This is a genomic window from Alteribacter salitolerans (assembly GCF_016901055.1).
Classification (GTDB): domain Bacteria; phylum Bacillota; class Bacilli; order Bacillales; family Salisediminibacteriaceae; genus Alteribacter; species Alteribacter keqinensis.
In genome coordinates, this window is the sequence record NZ_JAFEUX010000004.1 from 41,420 (window position 1) to 59,962 (window position 18,543).

Here is an 18,543-nt window from a genome sequence, read left to right on the forward strand (position 1 = left end):
GGACAAACCCTTGCTGCTAAACCATTTTATTAAATTCTTTTCTCAGCCGTTTAATAATTCTTTTTTCCAGCCGTGAGATATACGATTGGGAAATACCGAGGAGGTCCGCCACATCTTTCTGGGTTTTTTCCTCTCCTCCTGCAAGCCCGAATCGAAGTTCCATAATCTGTTTTTCCCGGGCAGAGAGGGTTTCGAGCGCTTTGACAAGAAGCTTTCTGTCAACACGGTCTTCAATCCCTTTTGTGATGATGTCCTCTTCGGTACCGAGGACATCGGACAGGAGCAGCTCGTTTCCATCCCAGTCAATATTCAGGGGCTCGTCAAAGGACACTTCAGAGCGGATTTTATTGTTTCTTCTTAAGTACATGAGAATTTCATTTTCAATACAGCGGGAAGCATAAGTAGCAAGTTTAATTTTTTTCTCAGGATCAAATGTATTTACAGCCTTGATAAGCCCGATCGTCCCGATGCTGATGAGATCTTCTATGTTTATACCGGTGTTTTCAAACTTACGGGCGATGTAAACGACCAGACGGAGGTTTCTCTCAATAAGCATGGAGCGGACCGCTTCATCTCCGGACGGCAGCTTCTTGAGCAGATGGGCTTCTTCTTCTTTCGTAAGAGGAGGCGGGAGTGCTTCACTTCCCCCTATATAAAAAACTTCGTCAGATTTAATCCCGAATTTCATCAGAAGTTTATACCACCAGAGCTTAATCTTCATTCTGAGAATTCTCATTGTTTTCCCCCCATTATCATTATGCCGGTGACTGTTTTTGGTTTTGAAACATCCCCGGATGAAGTATACAGTCATAATCATCAAGTGAACTGAGCGGCGTGTAGCTTAGTCCGATCAAAACGTGACTGCATGAAAAACTCTCTTCTTTTTCCCCCGGACTGACAATGACGTTTGATGGTTTAAGTGCCCATAGAAATTGATGGCTCTTCCCGACGGTTCGGTAAGGAACGAGTGTCATAGCGTGCTTTTCTACAGCCTGAAAGTCTGTAATGCTCTGTGTGCCTTTTTGAGTGAACCGTACCAGCTCTTCAGGGAATGAGTCCATATGCTTCGTCATATCAATAATCATGACGGGGCGTCCGGATATCGGATCTTTCAGCTGGTTCCCGCTGTCAACAAAACCTTTAAGAACAAGCTCTGTTCCACTGACCATTACCCGGACATTCATAATCTGGTCATACCGGATTTTTGCTGTTTCAATGCCGTGAATCGATTTCCTTGAGAAATAATAGACTGCAGGAAAGCCGATTACCACAAACAGCCAGCTTACCGGGCTGCCGAAACCGCTCAGCCTTGTAGCGAAAGTTCCGTTTACTGTAAAAAGGTCAGTTGAAAAGAAAGAATGGGCTGCAATGAGCCCTCCTCCAGTCATAAAGCTGACAAAATAAAACATCATCCACGCTTTAAAAAAAGGCTTGAATCCTTTAAATCCGAAAGCAGACGTAACAATGCCAAGGGAATACACAGCTTTAAAGAGCGGGTGTGCCACAATGGATGACACCGGAGAAAATAATAAAAATAAGTACATGGAAGCAATAAATGCGCCGAGCGTCAGTTTCCATTTCCGTACATGTTGTTTGAGTGCCAGTGCAGTGAGTGCGAGGAGCATCCAGTCAATCAGAAAGTTGAGTAGCCATATCACATCCAGATAGAGTGTCATGGGAAACCTCATTTAAAAGAATTTGAGATTAGTATAGCTTAACCCGATTTGTAAGTCTGTCACTTTTTGGATGCTGATTGCATGTTATTTTGAGAGATTTTTTTCGATTTTGTCAAATTGTACAGCGGCAGTGTAAATGGATATTTCCGGCCGTAGTGGTGACGGGGATTTATGGGGATTTGTGTTAAGGTTTTCCGTGTTTATGTTAAGAATTCACAGATGACTTTACTCCTGGCAATTCAGTTATCGAACAAAACCTGGTATTTAGGTTTTTACTTAGGTTACATAGGTTAAGCTGTAATAATCCAACTATTCAGATATTTATAGTACACTAATAATAAAGGATTTAGTATGAATTACACAAAAAAAGCAAAGATCCGGCATCTGCTTCAAACGGACGCTTTCCGCGGGCAACGCTTCAACAGCCGCAGTACAGAACATAAAGAAGATAGCAAACCACCTCACAGCCAGCTAAGAGGTGGTCTTGCCGTTTTCTAGAACCAAAATTCATCACTTAATGGCTTTTTAACTTCATAAAGAAACCCACACTTTTTATGAAGTGTGGGTTTCTCGACAGCCTGAAAGAGGCTGGGACAAAACCCAGCTAAATAGAAATGGCCCTTACTGCTTTGGTGAGAGCCATTTCTATTTTTATATTTACATGAGCGTTGATTGAACAAAAATACACTCGCTTGCCGCGGGCAAGGCTTCAGCTAATCGGGGAAAGGTCACCCCGATGGATCTTCAGCTCTTGCTTTCCCGCCGGCGTCTCGTGATTTTTGTTCAATCAACTGATCTATCTTCAAGTTTAAGATTGTGTACGCAAATAGGATACCTTCTGATAAAGTTAAATCACCACAAAATAACAAAATCGGAGGTATCCTTATTCATTACAATAAAAAGTGGGAGTTATATTCGGGAATTGCTTTCGGAAACGGAAACAGGCGAGATCTAAGGGAAACGTAAGATCGATGTTGAGCCAGTCTTCGGATTTTTGAAGGCTAATTTGCATTTCAGCCGAATGTCGGTGAGAGGCAAAGAACAAGCAATAACGAAGTAGGATTTGCGCTGATGGCGGTGAACCTGAGAAAGTACACAGCCCGACAGCCTCACATCCCCCTTTTAGATCAACAAAACGGTGCCAACTATCGCTTTTTGATAGTTGACACCGTTTTTTTACTTATTAGAGACTGTTTGTCCCAGCCTCTTTGATTTTATCGACGGCGACGGTTACGCAGGAATGTTGGAATATCCAGGTTGTCACCATTGTCTTCCTGTGGCTGCTTGTAGCTTTTGTTTGACTGCGGCTGAGGTTCACGTGCAGGCGGCTGCTCTTCATACGTCGGTTGTGCCGGCTGCTGAGGCTGTGCCGGCTGCTGATCCTGGCGCGGCTCGCGTGCAGGTGTTTCTCTTCTTGTGGAATTCAGCTGCTGGCGGACCATTGCAGGACGTTCTTCTGCATCTTCAAACCCAGTTGCAATAACTGTTACTACAATTTCATCTTTTAAGTTCTCGTTAATAACGGAACCGAAAATCATGTTCACTTCGCTGTCAGAAGCGGAAGATACGATCTCAGCTGCCTCGTGAACTTCAAACAGGCTAAGATTGGATCCTCCTGTAATGTTCATAAGAACTCCTTGAGCTCCATCGATGGAAGTCTCAAGAAGTGGAGAACTGATCGCTTTTTTCGCAGCCTCTGCTGCGCGGTTTTCACCAGTGGCAATACCAATACCCATCAGTGCAGAACCTTTTTCACTCATAATCGTCTTCACGTCAGCAAAGTCGAGGTTAATGAGTCCCGGTACTGCGATCAGGTCGGAAATACCCTGTACACCTTGACGAAGAACGTTATCCGCTTCTCGGAACGCTTCGAGCATTGGTGTGTTTTTGTCAACAATTTCAAGCAGACGATCGTTAGGAATAACGATAAGTGTGTCCACTTTTTCTTTTAAAGCACCAATTCCATTGCCGGCCTGAGTCATACGCTTACGGCCTTCAAATGTAAACGGGCGTGTAACCACACCTACAGTAAGTGCACCGAGGTCTTTTGCAATCTCAGCGATTACAGGGGCTGCACCTGTTCCGGTACCTCCGCCCATTCCGGCTGTGATAAATACCATGTCGGCACCGCCAAGAACCTCTTCAAGATGCTCGCGGCTTTCTTCTGCAGCTTTTTTACCGATGTCAGGATTCGCTCCTGCACCAAGGCCCCGCGTAAGCTTGCCTCCAAGCTGTAACTTTTTTTCCGCTTTTGAAAGGTGAAGAGCCTGTGCGTCTGTATTGACCGCAATAAACTCTACTCCCTGCAGACCATTTTCAATCATTCGGTTAACGGCGTTGCTTCCTCCGCCACCTACACCGATTACTTTTATCGTAGCTAGCTGCTCCATATCCATTTCAAACTCTAACATTTACGATCCCCCAATCTATCATGCAAAGCATGATCATCACTTATCATTGTGCGAGTCATTTCCGGAAACACGAGTTTTGACTTCCCCCGCTATATCGTTACCGGCGTTATTCTTTTACTCAAAGGCTCTGTTAAACTCAGGTGTTGATTTCCGCTCATTGCTCCCGCATGAGTGTCGTGCATTCGCTGCAATCAACTTTAATAAATCAACAAGGATCTTTAACACAGCCTACTCAAAAAAGACTTTAAACAGTTTGGACATTCGCTTTTTCACGCCTGCCTCTTCCTGCTGCTTCTGTGTTGCCTGCTGTTTTGGCTTCTGGTGCTTTTTCGCTGAACGTTCCTGACGTTCTTCTGCTGGTTCGTGTTCGACCTGTGCAACACCTGCAGCAATTTCCTTGCCTTGAATTCTGGCACTGCGGTGTGCGTACTGGATGAGTCCGACCCCGTTCGTATATTGAGGCTCTCTGACCCCGATATAATCAGGAATAGCAACTCGTACATTCTTTTGAAGGATTTCCCGTGCAAGTTCCAGAAGTCCTGGCATCTTTACACATCCCCCCGTAAGTACGTAGCCACCGGAAACATCTCTAAATCCAAGTTTCTGCACTTCTCTATGAACTAACCCTAACATTTCTGCCATTCGGGGTTCAATGATTTCTGCTAAATCGGCTTGAGAATATTCCTGCAGTTCATCACTGCCGATCTCTGAAACTTCGAAAACCTCGTCTTCAGAAGCAAGATCGATGTAGGCACAGCCATACTCTCTCTTTACTTTTTCGGCCTCTGCAGTAGACGTTCGTAAACACACGCTAATGTCATTTGTCACATGGTCTCCTCCAAACGGAAGGACCGTTGTGCCTTGAAGTACGTTGTTTTTGAAAACCGAGACTGTAATGGATCCTCCACCGATATCCACAAGAGCACAACCCAGGCTTCGTTCATCTTTTAACAAAGCAAAAGACCCTGCTGCCAAAGGTTGTAGTGCGATATCTGCTATATTGAGTCCTGCTTTTTCAACGCATCGCAGCAGGTTATGTAGCATCGTTCTCGATGCAGTAATAATAGTGCCTTCCATTTCCAGTCTGACACCAATCATGCCCCGAGGATCGTTAATCTCATCAAGCCCGTCTACAATAAATTGTTTTGGGTGGACGTTTACAATCTCCCTTTCAGGAGGAATTGAAACCACTTGGGCCGCATCGATGACACGGATAATATCTTCATCGCCGATTTCACGGTCTTCACTTGAAACGGCAACAACTCCGTGGCAAGGTTGAAGCTGGACGTGATTTCCTGACACGCCAACGATAATGTTTTCAACCTTTAAGCCGACCATGCGCTCTGCTTTTTCTACAGCTGCACGGATTGACCGGACTGTTTCATCAATGTCCACAATTGACCCTTTACGAATCCCTTCTGATTCTGCTTCTCCTACTCCGATGATATTCAACGTACCATTGGCAATTTCTCCAATTATGACTCGGACAGTAGATGTGCCGATGTCCAACGTCACGTACGTATCATGGTTGTTCATTCTCTGGCACCTCCTTTAAGTTCCTCCATCTATGTAACACTGGGTATCCAATGCTTCATTTCTTATGTTCATAAGAGCCTGGTCCATACTTCCAAGTAAGACTTTACACACCCTCTACTTAAGAACAATAACTCATAGATTAGTAAGTACACAATGTATTCCACATCTTTTTTACATTCCCTCTTTTTTTCCCTTATTTTAATAGGAAAACTTCAGGAAAGTCATGGGGATGCAGATAAATCTTTTTTCTTTCTTTTTGACCAGCGTTCAAGCAGCAGCCTTCTGATCTGGGCGATGTTGTTAAACAACCTGACCCCAAAAGCAAAAACAGCGGCTAAATACAAGTCTACACCAAGATGGACGCCTAGAAAAGCCAAACCCGCCGCTAAAATAATATTTGAGAAAAAACCTGTAATAAAAACCTTCTCCTCAAACGTTTTTTCCAAATGAGCACGGATACCTCCGAAAAGAGTATCCAGTGACGCAAGGACCGCGATACTGAGATAGCTTGTATAGGCATCCGGTACACGGATTCCGGTAGACAAACCAAGAAGTATCCCTACAAGAAGGCCGATAAACGGAAGCCACATATTATGATTCCTCCTTTACTGGCGCCATGTAGCGGACACGCATGGACTGATCATATGCCGGTACGGTGATATCCGTCATCGGAGCAGATGTAAACTCCAGGTTTTCATACTGGAGATATTCTTTCACTTCAGAAGTCATCATATAGTGATGCAGCTGTTCGGGATCGTCTGTAAGAACCCTTACCTGAAGAGGGAATGTTGTCATTCTCCGGCTGTTTATCAGCGTTACGCCCTGAACTTCACGAATGGGTGTCGTAGATACTATTCGCTGTGATCCCACGGCAATGTCCTTTGCACCATAAATATTTAACTCATTTATCAGCATTCTTACAAGGTGTGCAGGAACAGTGCGGATGGGCCCTCCCTGATAATTCTCATCAAAATAAGGCCTGATTTCAATCAAAACGCCTTCTCCGCTCACTTCTGTCAAGCCGGCCCGGGCTTTAAGACCGTTGATGGCCTCCTCAATGACATTTTCCACATTACCTGTATTTTGAAGCTGTTCAAGCATTTCTTCCTGCGTGGCCAGTTCCTCTATGAGCTCCTGCTGTTTTTCCTTTTCAGCAGTAAGTTCCTGTCTCAATTCCATCACTGTTCTCGTGTCACGGACATCAGGTTCTTTAGTCGTCTGAAACTGAACAGCTACCATAAAGCCGATAATCGTTGTAATAACGGTGAAAATCATCATTCTGTCTTTCATCATGACATATCTCCTTCTTCATAGAACGGATCGAGGAGAACATCATTCTTTTTTTCTACACGGACTTCCACGTTATCCTGTACGAGCTGGTCCACAACCCCTCCGGAAAGGTTGACTGCAAGGTTCAGCTGTTCACTTTCACCGATGGCAGTAATGGTAAACGGTGCAAAAGAACGGTTGCCGTCGATTTCAATAACCGGTCCGATGCATTGTATGTAGGAATTCTGGTTAATCCTGTGACCATTCACGGCTATGGCCTCTGCACCGGTGACGAGCAGTTCGTCAATCACTTTCTGAACATGCTGCTCATGGACAATAAAGTTGTTGGCATGCTGATCATCCGGAACAAATTCGGCATCGTCGAGGGTAATTTCAATTCCTTCCCCTATCACTGCCACTGCACCGGTAAGCATTCTGAGCTTGTCCATATCTTCAACAAGGTTAAAATAACGCCGCTCATGGTTTGCCACTTCTTCTTCGACCCGGCTCATCTCTGCCTGAATCAAGCGCAGCTCCTCTGTCAGGTTACGGTTGACGGATTGCTGCATCAATATGTTATTTCGTAAATCATCTTCAACTTTCCACTGTGAATCACCTGCAGCCTGCGGGTAGCTGTTGTCACTCGTCAACTGGTATGAAAACGCAATAAGAAAGCCGGCAAAGAGAAGTACGAATGACAAAACAACATGACTACCCTTCACTTTCACTTTCATCTTCCTCCTCAATAATCTCTTCAATTCCTTCTTCTGAAATTACATCTGACACTTCTTCCAACTCTTCTTCAATACCTTCATCGGAAGCCGTACTTTCAAAATAAGGACTCATCCTCATATGAATAATACCTTGGGCATCCTCATCAAGCTGCGCCACAATGGACGGGTACGGAATAATCCGCTCTGAAAAATGACGGAGGGTAGAATGGACTTCAAAACCGTCATTCATAAAAATCATCAGCTGATGAGGATCGTTCTCGGACGGAACAAGGTGCACTTCCGAAATTCTCTGGTGAAGACTTTCCGGAAGACTGGTAAGTTCCGAAGCCATTTCCGACAAGGTGTCATTTTCTTCAAAGCCTGCCATCACCGGGGCATCATAAGGTCTTTCAGCACGGTCTGTTCCTGTAAGAACAACGCCAGTTTCAAGCATAGGCAGGTATTTACCATCTCTTTTTACATAGGCGACCCTGCTGTGTTCCTTAACTGAGATCACCACTGTGTTTGGAAGCTGACGTGAAAGGGAGGCAGAACTGATTTCCGGATGAGCTTCAAGACGGCTAATGATATCTCTCTCATCATAACGCCACATACTCACATCATCGAGGAGATTGGTCATTTCCACAAGTTCATCATCCATCACGTGCTCGTTGCCTGTCACGTTAACGGCCTTGATATGACTGAAGGAAGACTGAAAATAGATGACGGCTGTCATGAGGATAAAAAATCCGCTCACGTATATAATGAGCCGTCTGTTGGCCCGCTGTTTCCGTTTTTCTTTCAGCGTCGGTATCCTGCCCTCAATTTCAACCACTTTCTTTTCATCCATCTTAACTCCCCCCTTTCATTTACAGAGCCAATAATTATCGGTCACCCATCACTTCGACTTCTGTGTGAAGATCAATGTTCTTTTCTTTCTTTATGGTTTCTTTAATATGGGCAATCAGGTTCAGGACATCTTCACATGTAGCATCAGCAACATTCACAATGAAGTTTGCATGCATATTTGACACCTGGGCACCGCCGATTCTATACCCTTTAAGACCGGCTTCCTCAATCAGCCTTCCAGCGTGATCGGGGAGAGGATTGCGGAAGACACTCCCGCAGCACGGAAAGTTCCATGGCTGTGTATGGCGCCGGTAATCCTTATTTTTCTGGAGAACAGCCTTGATAGCTTCTTTATCTCCTTTTGTAAGTTCAAGTTCAGCTTCAATGCAGATACCACGGTTTTTCTGCAGTACAGATGTTCTGTAAGAAAACCCAAGTTCATCTTTTGTGAGCCAGCGAAAGGTACCGTCGGGGTACAAAATATGGGCCTTCGTAAGAATTGTGGACATATCTGCTCCATGGGCTCCTGCGTTCATAAAAACAGCTCCGCCTACAGTGCCTGGTATGCCGCCGGCAAATTCAAGACCTCCGAGTCCATCCCGTGTCAGTACCGTTGCCAGTTTAATAAGAGGATACCCCCCGCCTGCCGTAACGGTCGTACCGTTAACAACCAAAGGACTCGTATCTTCAGCAAGTTTAATCACAACCCCGTCAAATCCTTTGTCTGAAACGAGAAGGTTGGATCCCTTTCCGATTACAACCCACTTGAGCCCCCTTTGTGTAATGAGTTCCATTGCTTTCTTAAGTGAAGCAATGTCAGTCGGCGTATAAAGAATACCTGCAGATCCCCCGATTTTCCAAGTCGTATGGTTTTTTAACGGTTCATTTTGTTTAACTTCCCCAAGAAATGACAGCTCTTCAACTGTTTTTTTCACCTGTTCACTCCCCATTCAAGGTTACTCATTTTCCCTGTTTCATAGTTTTTTTATGTTTATAAAAATGCCGCTTCGTCGGAAATTGATTTTTATGTCTGTCCTTTTGCCGATCTCCTGAGAATTCTACTTATTATTATAGCTTAAAAACGTTTATCTTGATACGAGATATGAAAAAAGTGGATATATTTTTTACAGACGAAATAAACCCTGTTCCGACTTTCTGTGACGATTTGCGAGGAAAGGAGCGTTGCAAAAAGCCTGACTCTGTCACGGGAGAGTCAGGCTTCATTTTTTATAAAAGTTTTTTCCGTATAAATGACTGCTTCCTTCATTCTTTTTCCTTTTTACGTTGCTGCCCCCAATATAGAAATTGGAAGGTGCTATAACGGTTTATTCAGACTCAGCTTCGTTGAACGGAAGACAACGTTTGCGATGCCAAAATTTTTGTATGTCAGGCTTTTGCATACCGGCTTACACTGAGAAGGACACCGATGGCAGAAAGCATTAGCGTAAGTGATGAGCCGCCGTAGCTGAGAAGAGGAAGTGTAATTCCCGTTACCGGCATGAGGCCGGTTACCACCCCGACATTAATCATTACCTGAATGGCAATCATCCCGATAATTCCTGTTGCAAGAAACGTTCCGAAAAGATCCGGTGCATGGAGAGCAATCCGCAGACCTCTCCACAACAGAACCGCAAACAGCATAAGTACGAACGTTCCGCCGATAAAACCGAGCTCTTCTGCAAGAATCGCAAAAATAAAGTCAGTCTGCGGTTCCGGCAGATAAAAATACTTCTGTCTGCTCTCCCCCATTCCCAGACCTAAGAGTCCCCCCGGCCCGATGGCATACAGGGACTGAATGATCTGAAACCCGCTTCCCAGTGGATCCTGCCACGGATCAAGAAAAGAAACAATCCGCTTCAACCGGTATGGGGCTGATAAAATCAACCCGACGAGCCCCGCCACACCGAGCATCCCGATGACAGCAAAATGGGAAATTCGCGCACCTGCAATAAACAGCATAACCACACACGTTAAGATCATGACCATCCCCGTTCCAAGGTCAGGCTGGAGCATAATCAGAGCAAAGGCCACCATAGCAAGTCCGAGAGTGGGAAAAAGACCTTTCTTCCAGGTGGTTACGTACTTTTGTTTTTCAGATAAGTATTTAGCAAGAAACACAATCATAGCCATCTTCATAAATTCAGAAGGCTGAATCGAGAAGGCACCGACACCGAGCCAGCTCTGTGCTCCTCCACGGACAAGGCCGACACCTGGTATTAAAACGAGAATGAGAAGGCCGAAGCAGACAAACATCAGTATTTTTGCCCACGAACGCCACGCCCAGTAATCGATATGCATTAAAAATACCATGGCAACCAGACCAAGCCCTGCAAAGAACAGCTGTCTTTTTAAAAAGAAGAACGAATCGTCAAACTTAAAGTCTGCCCATACAGCACTCGCACTGTAAACCATGATCATCCCTATGATCAGCAGTCCGAGGGTGGCAGCAATCAAAATAAAATCAGGTGTAGTTTTTGTTTTCGGCAATAGAGACACCCCAGTCTTCGTACTCTCTACTACCGATTGTATGAAGGGGCTGGGACAAACATGCTATCAGCTGCCCAACTTTTCAACAGCCTCGATAAAACGGTCGCCTCTTTCTTCAAAGGTCTTGAACTGATCCCAGCTTGCACAGGCAGGTGATAACAGCAGTATATCCCCTTCGTTTGTAAGCCTGTATGCTTCCGGGACTGCTTCATCAAGTGTCTGAACGCTGATGACTTCAGCTCCTGCCTCACGGGCCACACGGGCAACCTTTTCAGCGGTTTCTCCGTATGTCACAACCGAATGAACATTTTTAAGCCACGGAAGAAGATCGTCAAACTCATTCCCCCGGTCAAGGCCCCCGGCAATGAGGACAACCGGCTTATCAAATGCTTTCAAAGCCGTAATGGTAGCCGGAATGTTTGTTGCTTTTGAATTATTATAAACGGCCCGTCCGTTCAGGTTTTTTACAAACTGAAGACGGTGTTTCACGCCTGTGAATGACATAAGAACCGAAGCCATGTCTTTTCGGTTTACGTCATAGACTGATGCTGTAAGAGCTGCTGCCAGGGCATTTTCGATATTATGCTCACCGGGCAGGCTCATCTCATCTTTATGGATCACAGCTTCTCCATTGACTGTGAGATAACCGTCCTCCGAAAGGGAAGCACCGGTGTTTAATTGTTCCCGGACTGAAAACGGCATTTTTATCCCCTCGGCCCGCTCAGCAAGACGGCGGACAAGAGGGTCATCGAAATTATAAACAAGAACACTGTTTTCATCTGTATTTTTAAACAGGCGGGCTTTTGCTTCTGCATACGCTTCACGATTTCCGTGATAATCCAGGTGGGCGTCGATAATGTTCAGCAGGACAGCCACTTGTGGTTTAAATGCTTCAACGCCCATAAGCTGAAAACTGGACAGCTCCGTGACCATGACATTTTCCGGACCTGCATTTTTCGCCACCTCACAGCTTACTTTTCCGATATTCCCGGCAATAAGGGGGTGTTTCGTCCCGTTTTGAAGCATTTCATGGACCAGGGTCGTTGTGGTGGTTTTTCCATTCGATCCGGTAATGCCCACGATCGGGGCCTCACTTACCCGGTAGGCAAGTTCAACTTCTGTAATGACGGGAATCGCGAGGCGCAATGCCTTTTCAATCAGCGGATTATCATAACGGATCCCCGGATTTTTTACTACACAGGACAGCCCCTCATGAATAAGGGATGAAGGATGCTCACCGCAGATAACCCGGCACCCTGCTTTCTCAAGGGAACGGGCCGCTTCATTTTCCTCCAGGGGCTTCTGGTCATTGACGGTTACCCTGGCTCCTAATTCATGAAGCAGGAGAGCCGCCGCCGTTCCACTTTTGGCAAGCCCTAATACAAGCACATCTTTTCCTTTAAAATCCGAAACAGCTTTCATCTATAACCACACCTCTAAGTAAATTCCTGCAGCAGCGAACAATATACCCACAAGCCAGAATGTGACAACAACGCGCCATTCACTCCAGCCTGACAGCTCGTAGTGGTGGTGAAGCGGGCTCATTTTAAATACCCGTTTTCCTCTGAGCTTAAAGGAAGCAACCTGAATAATAACACTCAGCGTTTCAATGACAAATACACCGCCAATGATAACGAGAAGCAATTCTGTTTTAGTCAAAATAGCAATAGCACCGATAGCTCCCCCGAGGGCAAGGGAGCCCGTATCTCCCATAAACACTTTTGCAGGGTGTGCGTTGAATACGAGAAAACCAAGTACGGCACCGACAATCGCCACACTGAATAAAGATACAGTATACATTGAAGCAGCATAGGCAACGATGGCGAAAGCACCGAAAGCCACTGCTGAAGTACCTGCCACGAGCCCGTCAAGACCGTCAGTAAGGTTTACTGCGTTGGATGCCCCGACAAGAATAATAATGATCAGGGGAAGGTACAGCCAGCCGATATCAAATCCGACGTTTGTGCCGGGAATAAAGATTTCCGTTGACAGCCCTGACTGAAGAAGGACGATATAAAAGATTACAGAAATAACAATCTGTCCAAGGGCTTTTTGTTTTGATGTAAGTCCGAGATTTCGCTTTTTTACGACTTTGATAAAGTCATCCAAAAAACCGAGGAGACCAAAGCCGAGTGTCACAAGAAGAACGAGGAAGATTTCCACGTTTAAGGAATGGAACTTCGCTCCCATAATCAGTGTTGTTAAAACGATTGAGAGAATAATCATGATTCCGCCCATCGTTGGTGTCCCTGTTTTTTTCTGGTGTGATTTTGGTCCTTCATCACGAATACTCTGTCCGAACTTCAGCCTTCTGAGAAACGGAATGAAGATCGGAGAAAGTATGACCGTAATAAGAAAACTCATAATAAGTGCAAATAATAAACCCTGTTCCAGCATTAAAGGAACTCCTTTCTAAAGTGCGCGTACATCATTGCGGTTTCTAATTGGATTGTAGTTGTTCGATAAGCTGTTCAAATTTGATGCCTCTGGATGCTTTAAACAGATACACTGTTTCAGGCAGGTTTAAAGAAGCCAGATAGCTCTCTGCCTCATCCTTTTGTTCATAGGATCGGATCTCCGGCATTTCACCCTTTTCCTTTTTCAGTGCGCAGGAAATCCATGTCGCTTTTTTTCCGATGGTTACAACATGGGTGCAGGATGAAGGAATATGACCCGCAACTGACTCATGAAGTTCTTTTTCATTCTCACCAAGCTCCAGCATGTCACCTAACACGAGGACCTTGTTTTTGTAGCCTTCCATATTTTTCATCGTTTCAATCGCAGCTATCATGGAAGTTGGGCTTGCATTGTAGGCGTCATTGATCATCAGGGCACCTGTATTGGATTTCATTCTTTCCATTCTCATTCCGGAAAGCCGGAGCCCGGCAAGACCGCGGCGCACATCTTCATCGGTAAGCCCCAGATGAGCCCCGAGAGCAATGGCATAGAGAGCATTTTTTACGTTATGGGCACCGAGAACAGGCACGGTAAACTCACCATTTATGCCCTTGACAGAAAAGGTTACCCCATCTTCGGTGTTGGTGAATTTCTCCGCCAGGAATAATGCCGAGTCCTTAAAACCACAGGTAATCACACTCGTTTTCCATTCCCGGTCAAGAAGAGGTTCATCGGCATCTGCAATAAGCACTCCGCTTGCCTTCATACCATCAGTTATTTCACCTTTCGCTTCAGCGATACCTTCACGGGAACCCAATTGTTCCATATGGGATTCACCTATATTGGTGATTACAGCATAATGAGGGTTAACAAGCTGGCTTAGAAAGGAAATCTCCCCTTTATGGTTCATTCCCATTTCACATACGAGCACATCGGATTTCTCCGGCATCCGGAGTACAGTAAGGGGAAGTCCGATGTGATTATTATAATTCCCGTCCGTTTTGTGAACCGTAAATCGTTCAGCGAGCACCTGGGCAATCATGTCTTTTGTCGTCGTTTTCCCGTTGGAACCGGTCACGGCTACAATGGTGGGCTCCACTTCTGTCAGGTATCGCCGGGCAAGGTCCTGAAGGGCATTTAATGTATCTTCTACAAAATAAACAGGAAAACCGTCCGGCAGGCTGTCAGGCAGAGGTATCCCCTTTTTCCAGAGCGTTCCCTTCGCTCCGTTTTCAACGGCTTTATCAATAAATTGATGTCCGTCGAAGCGATCTCCCACAATCGGAATGTACAGTGCATTCGGTTCGAGAGTCCTCGTATCGATACTTACTCCATTAAACGATTCAGGCTGGACACCACGGCCTAATAGGGACACCTGGGATACCAGATCGGATTTCAACTTAAGATTTGTCATCAGTCAACGCCTCCAACGCTTGTTTTGCAACAATCCGGTCATCAAAATCAAAGGTTTGACCGGCAATAATCTGATACGTTTCATGGCCTTTTCCGGCAATTAAAATGACATCCCGGGATCCTGCTTCTCTAACCGCACGCTCAATGGCTTCCTTCCGGTCGACAATGACGCTGTACCTGTCATTTTTCATGCCGGCTTTCATATCTTCAAGAATCTGCTCAGGTGCTTCTGAACGGGGGTTATCGGACGTAAGAAAGACCATATCGCTAAGCTTCTCTGCCACCCGGGCCATCTGAGGCCGCTTCGTCCGGTCCCGGTCTCCGCCGCATCCCACTACAGTAAAGACCCGTCCGGTGGCAAATTCCTTAATGGTCTCCAGCACATTTTCAAGGCTGTCCGGTGTATGGGCGTAATCAACGAGAATGGTAAACGGGTCGTTGTCAGTTGTAACTTTTTCCACTCTGCCGGAAACTCCGCTTATATCCTCAAGACTCGCGATCACATCCTTAAGGGGGATGCCTGACATTCTGACAGCCGCAATCGCCGCAAGGGCGTTATATACGCTGAACTTTCCGACCATATTCAGGCGTACGGGTGCACTCTCCTCAGGTGTTTTCACTGTAAATCTGGAACCTCCTTCGTCAAAGACGAGATCAACGGCTTTTATTTCAGCGTCATTATTAACACCGTACTGAATAACAGGAGCTGCTGTCATCTTAAGTAGATCCTTTGACGCTTCATCATCAGCGTTAAGTACAGCAAGGTTTTTCTGCTCAGGATAATAACCGTTACCAAGCTGGGCAAAAAGGAGCCCCTTTGCATGAAGGTACTTCTCCATCGTTTCGTGATAATCAAGGTGATCCTGGGATAAATTCGTAAAGACCGCCACATTGTAATGGCAGCCATGGACACGCCCCATTTCAAGAGCGTGGGAAGAAACTTCCATAACAGCTGTGTCGACACCGGCCTCTTTCATCTCACTGAACGTTTTCTGCAAAGGCAGTGATTCGGGTGTTGTGTTCTGTACCGGGTGCTCGACACCTGCGAACCGGGTGTACATTGTGCCGATCATCCCCGTCGTCTTCCGGGCGTCGGTTAAAATTTTCTCAATTAAATGAGCGGTTGTTGTTTTCCCATTCGTACCTGTAACCCCTATCAGGTTCATATCCATCGTCGGATACCCGTAAAAGCGGTTGGCGAGAAGAGCCATGGCTCGTTTGGAGTCCTTGACTACAATAACTGGCACATCAGTATCCAGCTGTTCTTCCGCAATGAGTGCCGCTGCTCCTTTTTTTACTGCATCATTAAAAAAGCTGTGGCCGTCCACGGTAAAACCGCGGACACAAATAAACAAGCTGTTTTTTGTTACTTCCCTGGAGTCCATATGAACGGACTTGATATCAGGATTTTCGTTACCTATGTACTCATAAGATGGCAAACACTCCAGGAGTGATTGAAGATTCATTGTCATATGTATATCCCTCATTTCATTTCCTCCGTCTTTCTGTATAGGAGGAGTCCCATTAAGACCCCTCCGTGGAAAGACACCGTTTCTATTTTACTGATTCTCTTCTGTTTTGTCATCCATATATATACGCACAACCGATCCTGCCTTTACTCTTGTTCCCGGGTCCGGAGATTGGAGAACTACTTCTTCTCCTTCCCCGGATACATCAAGTTTAAGCTCATAATATGCCTGGTTTATATCTTTTACAGTCCGGCCGATCAGATCAGGCACCTCAAGGATGGGTTCATCATTCCACATCCGCTCCTTTTCAATCTGATGCTCCCGTTTTTTCACTCCCATGGCAGGCAGTGCATCTTCTATAATGTTCCCAACAATAGGCGCGGCTACAATTCCACCGAACTGAAGGGTTTCTTTCGGGTTGTCTACTGCTACATAAACAACGATTTGAGGGTCATCGGCCGGAGCGAACCCGATAAACGAGACGATATGGTTATTTTCAAGATAGCGCCCGCCTTCAGCCTTTTGTGCTGTACCGGTTTTTCCGCCGACACGGTAGCCGTCTACAAACGCCCCGCGTCCGGTTCCTTTTGCTACAACGTGCTCAAGAGCATCCCGGATCTGGGCTGACGTCTCTTCTGATATCACATCTTTTTTCATTACAGGGGAGCTTCGGGAAACGACTTCTCCCGTGTCCGGATCTGTCCATTCCTTTGCGAGATATGGTGTATATAAATACCCTCCGTTCACTGCCGCAGCCACTGCTGCAACCTGCTGGATCGGCGTTACACTGACCCCCTGGCCAAAAGCGGTGGTTGCCTGCTCGAGCGGTCCGACGTTATCAAGATCAAACAATATTCCCTTAGCCTCGCCCTGAAGGTCAATTCCTGTTTTTTCACCAAATCCGAAGTCATGGATGTAGTCAAACAGTTTTTGCTTGCCCAGTCTTTCTCCCAGGACTACAAACCCCGGGTTACAGGAGTTTTGTACGACTTCAAGGAACGTCTGGGAACCATGTCCGCCCTTTTTCCAGCAGCGGAGCCTGTGTCCTGCCACTTCTATGGAACCCGGGTCATGAAAATGATCGTTTTTCAAATCGACTTTTCCTTCTTCCAGGGCGGCTGCCAAGGTGATTATTTTGAACGTTGATCCCGGTTCATACTGGCTCCAGACCGGTTTGTTCTGGTTGTAGATCTCCGGGGGGACTTCATTAAACCTTCCCGGGTCATAGTCCGGTCTCGAAGACATCCCGAGGACTTCTCCCGTATTCGGGTTCATGGCGATGGCGATGGCCCCGTCCGGGTTATAGGTCGCCTCTGCTATGTCCAGTTCCCGTTCGATTATGGTCTGAATGTTGGCATCAATGGTAAGCGTCAGATTCATCCCGTCCAGCGGCGGAGTGTATTCATCTGCCAGGTTCGGCATCCTTCTTCCCTTTGCATCGGAATAAAAAGAGACATGCCCTTCCTCTCCTTTAAGGTACTGGTCATAATACAACTCAAGGCCTGTAAGTCCCTGGTTATCAATACCTGCGAAGCCAAGGACGTGGGAAAGATATTTCCCGAAAGGATAGTGTCTGCGGTTATCTTCAGCAATATAGACGCCATCAAGCTGGAGAAGTCTCACTTCATTTGCAAGTTCATTGGAGATCTTTCTGCCCTCCGGATTGATTCGTACTATCGATTCCTTTTTTGTCACCAGTTCATACGCACGCTGGATGTCAATATTCAATACTTCTGCAAGTCCCGCTGCTGTTTTATTCGGATCCTCTACTTGTCTCGGCACAACAAGAACGCTCGGAGCACTCACATTCGTCGCCAGTGCTGTTCCGTTTCTGTCAAGAATCTCTCCACGCTTCGCTTCAAACGGAATGTTCCTGCTCCACAAGTCTGCAGCTTTTTCACTCAGTTCCTGCCCGAGCACGAGCTGGACATAACCGAGTCTTCCCGCAATGACTGAAAACACAACCAATCCGATCATCAAAGATACGATTAACCGCCTCCGCACGGTCACATTAGATACCCGCTTCATTTTCATATATGAACCTCCCACTCTATTCAAAGACCGGCTTGGTTCAGTTTTATGAAAATAAAGGACAGGTTAGAACCTGTCCTTTATGGCAGTTGATAAAGATTTTTTCTCTGTGATGGAGATTGTTCGGACATTCGGGCTTCATTTCTTTCTGTTCGACCCAAAAATGTTTGTGAAAACCACTTTCTATTTTATAACTCACGCTTAAAGAATACGTAGATTTATCGACAATCTGAAAGAGGCTGGGACATAAAGAATGTGTTTAGCTCTGAGAATCCGAACAACGCACGAACAT

15 protein-coding genes and 1 pseudogene are annotated in these 18,543 nt (G+C 45.8%); 1 reads left to right on the forward strand and 15 read right to left on the reverse strand.

Going from position 1 to position 18,543, the window contains the following annotated elements; all coding sequences use genetic code 11:
- Positions 1–16: 16 nt before the first annotated feature.
- Positions 17–736: an RNA polymerase sporulation sigma factor SigE gene (sigE, locus tag JSY36_RS08815; protein WP_122897195.1), complete on the reverse strand. Its 720-nt coding sequence runs from the start codon at positions 734–736 to the stop codon at positions 17–19.
- A gap of 19 nt (positions 737–755) precedes the next feature.
- Positions 756–1,676, reverse strand: a complete 921-nt coding sequence (spoIIGA, locus tag JSY36_RS08820; RefSeq protein WP_205166106.1) for a sigma-E processing peptidase SpoIIGA — start codon at positions 1,674–1,676, stop codon at positions 756–758.
- 913 nt (positions 1,677–2,589) lie between these two features.
- Here spoIIGA and JSY36_RS08825 point away from each other — a divergent pair.
- A pseudogene (locus JSY36_RS08825) lies at positions 2,590–2,888 on the forward strand (transposase); the annotation flags it as partial.
- Between the two features lie 2 nt (positions 2,889–2,890).
- On the opposite strand, the gene ftsZ reads toward JSY36_RS08825, so the two are convergent.
- From ftsZ to JSY36_RS08890, 13 genes are all read right to left on the reverse strand, one after another.
- Complete coding sequence (gene ftsZ / locus JSY36_RS08830) at positions 2,891–4,087, reverse strand: cell division protein FtsZ (RefSeq protein WP_122897197.1); 1,197 nt, start codon at positions 4,085–4,087, stop codon at positions 2,891–2,893.
- Positions 4,088–4,315: 228 nt separating this feature from the next.
- Positions 4,316–5,623, reverse strand: a complete 1,308-nt coding sequence (gene ftsA, locus JSY36_RS08835; RefSeq protein WP_122897198.1) for a cell division protein FtsA — start codon at positions 5,621–5,623, stop codon at positions 4,316–4,318.
- Between the two features lie 221 nt (positions 5,624–5,844).
- Positions 5,845–6,213 (reverse strand): small basic family protein, encoded by a 369-nt coding sequence (locus tag JSY36_RS08840; protein WP_122897199.1) that lies wholly within the window; start codon positions 6,211–6,213, stop codon positions 5,845–5,847.
- Between the two features lies 1 nt (position 6,214).
- On the reverse strand, positions 6,215–6,916 hold the full coding sequence (locus JSY36_RS08845) for a DUF881 domain-containing protein (RefSeq protein ID WP_205166107.1): 702 nt from the start codon (positions 6,914–6,916) through the stop codon (positions 6,215–6,217).
- A complete protein-coding gene (locus tag JSY36_RS08850; protein WP_236784698.1) occupies positions 6,913–7,626 on the reverse strand; it encodes a DUF881 domain-containing protein in 714 nt (237 codons plus the stop codon). Before JSY36_RS08850 ends, JSY36_RS08845 begins: the two co-directional genes overlap by 4 nt.
- Positions 7,604–8,455 carry a cell division protein FtsQ/DivIB gene (locus tag JSY36_RS08855; RefSeq protein WP_205166109.1) on the reverse strand — a complete coding sequence of 284 codons (852 nt, stop codon included), beginning with the start codon at positions 8,453–8,455 and terminating at the stop codon, positions 7,604–7,606. The genes JSY36_RS08850 and JSY36_RS08855 overlap by 23 nt, the downstream gene beginning before the upstream one ends.
- Before the next feature lie 34 nt (positions 8,456–8,489).
- Positions 8,490–9,404: a UDP-N-acetylmuramate dehydrogenase gene (gene murB / locus JSY36_RS08860; RefSeq protein ID WP_205166110.1), complete on the reverse strand. Its 915-nt coding sequence runs from the start codon at positions 9,402–9,404 to the stop codon at positions 8,490–8,492.
- Positions 9,405–9,840: 436 nt separating this feature from the next.
- Positions 9,841–10,941 carry a stage V sporulation protein E gene (gene spoVE / locus JSY36_RS08865; RefSeq protein WP_205166111.1) on the reverse strand — a complete coding sequence of 367 codons (1,101 nt, stop codon included), beginning with the start codon at positions 10,939–10,941 and terminating at the stop codon, positions 9,841–9,843.
- 66 nt (positions 10,942–11,007) lie between these two features.
- On the reverse strand, positions 11,008–12,363 hold the full coding sequence (murD, locus tag JSY36_RS08870) for a UDP-N-acetylmuramoyl-L-alanine--D-glutamate ligase (protein ID WP_205166112.1): 1,356 nt from the start codon (positions 12,361–12,363) through the stop codon (positions 11,008–11,010).
- Positions 12,364–13,338 carry a phospho-N-acetylmuramoyl-pentapeptide-transferase gene (mraY, locus tag JSY36_RS08875; RefSeq protein WP_205166113.1) on the reverse strand — a complete coding sequence of 325 codons (975 nt, stop codon included), beginning with the start codon at positions 13,336–13,338 and terminating at the stop codon, positions 12,364–12,366.
- A gap of 43 nt (positions 13,339–13,381) precedes the next feature.
- Positions 13,382–14,752, reverse strand: coding sequence for a UDP-N-acetylmuramoyl-tripeptide--D-alanyl-D-alanine ligase (locus tag JSY36_RS08880; protein ID WP_205166114.1), 1,371 nt, complete (start codon positions 14,750–14,752; stop codon positions 13,382–13,384).
- A complete protein-coding gene (locus JSY36_RS08885; protein ID WP_205166419.1) occupies positions 14,739–16,217 on the reverse strand; it encodes a UDP-N-acetylmuramoyl-L-alanyl-D-glutamate--2,6-diaminopimelate ligase in 1,479 nt (492 codons plus the stop codon). Before JSY36_RS08885 ends, JSY36_RS08880 begins: the two co-directional genes overlap by 14 nt.
- 93 nt (positions 16,218–16,310) lie before the next feature.
- Positions 16,311–18,248, reverse strand: coding sequence for a stage V sporulation protein D (locus tag JSY36_RS08890; RefSeq protein ID WP_205166420.1), 1,938 nt, complete (start codon positions 18,246–18,248; stop codon positions 16,311–16,313).
- Positions 18,249–18,543 lie beyond the last annotated feature (295 nt).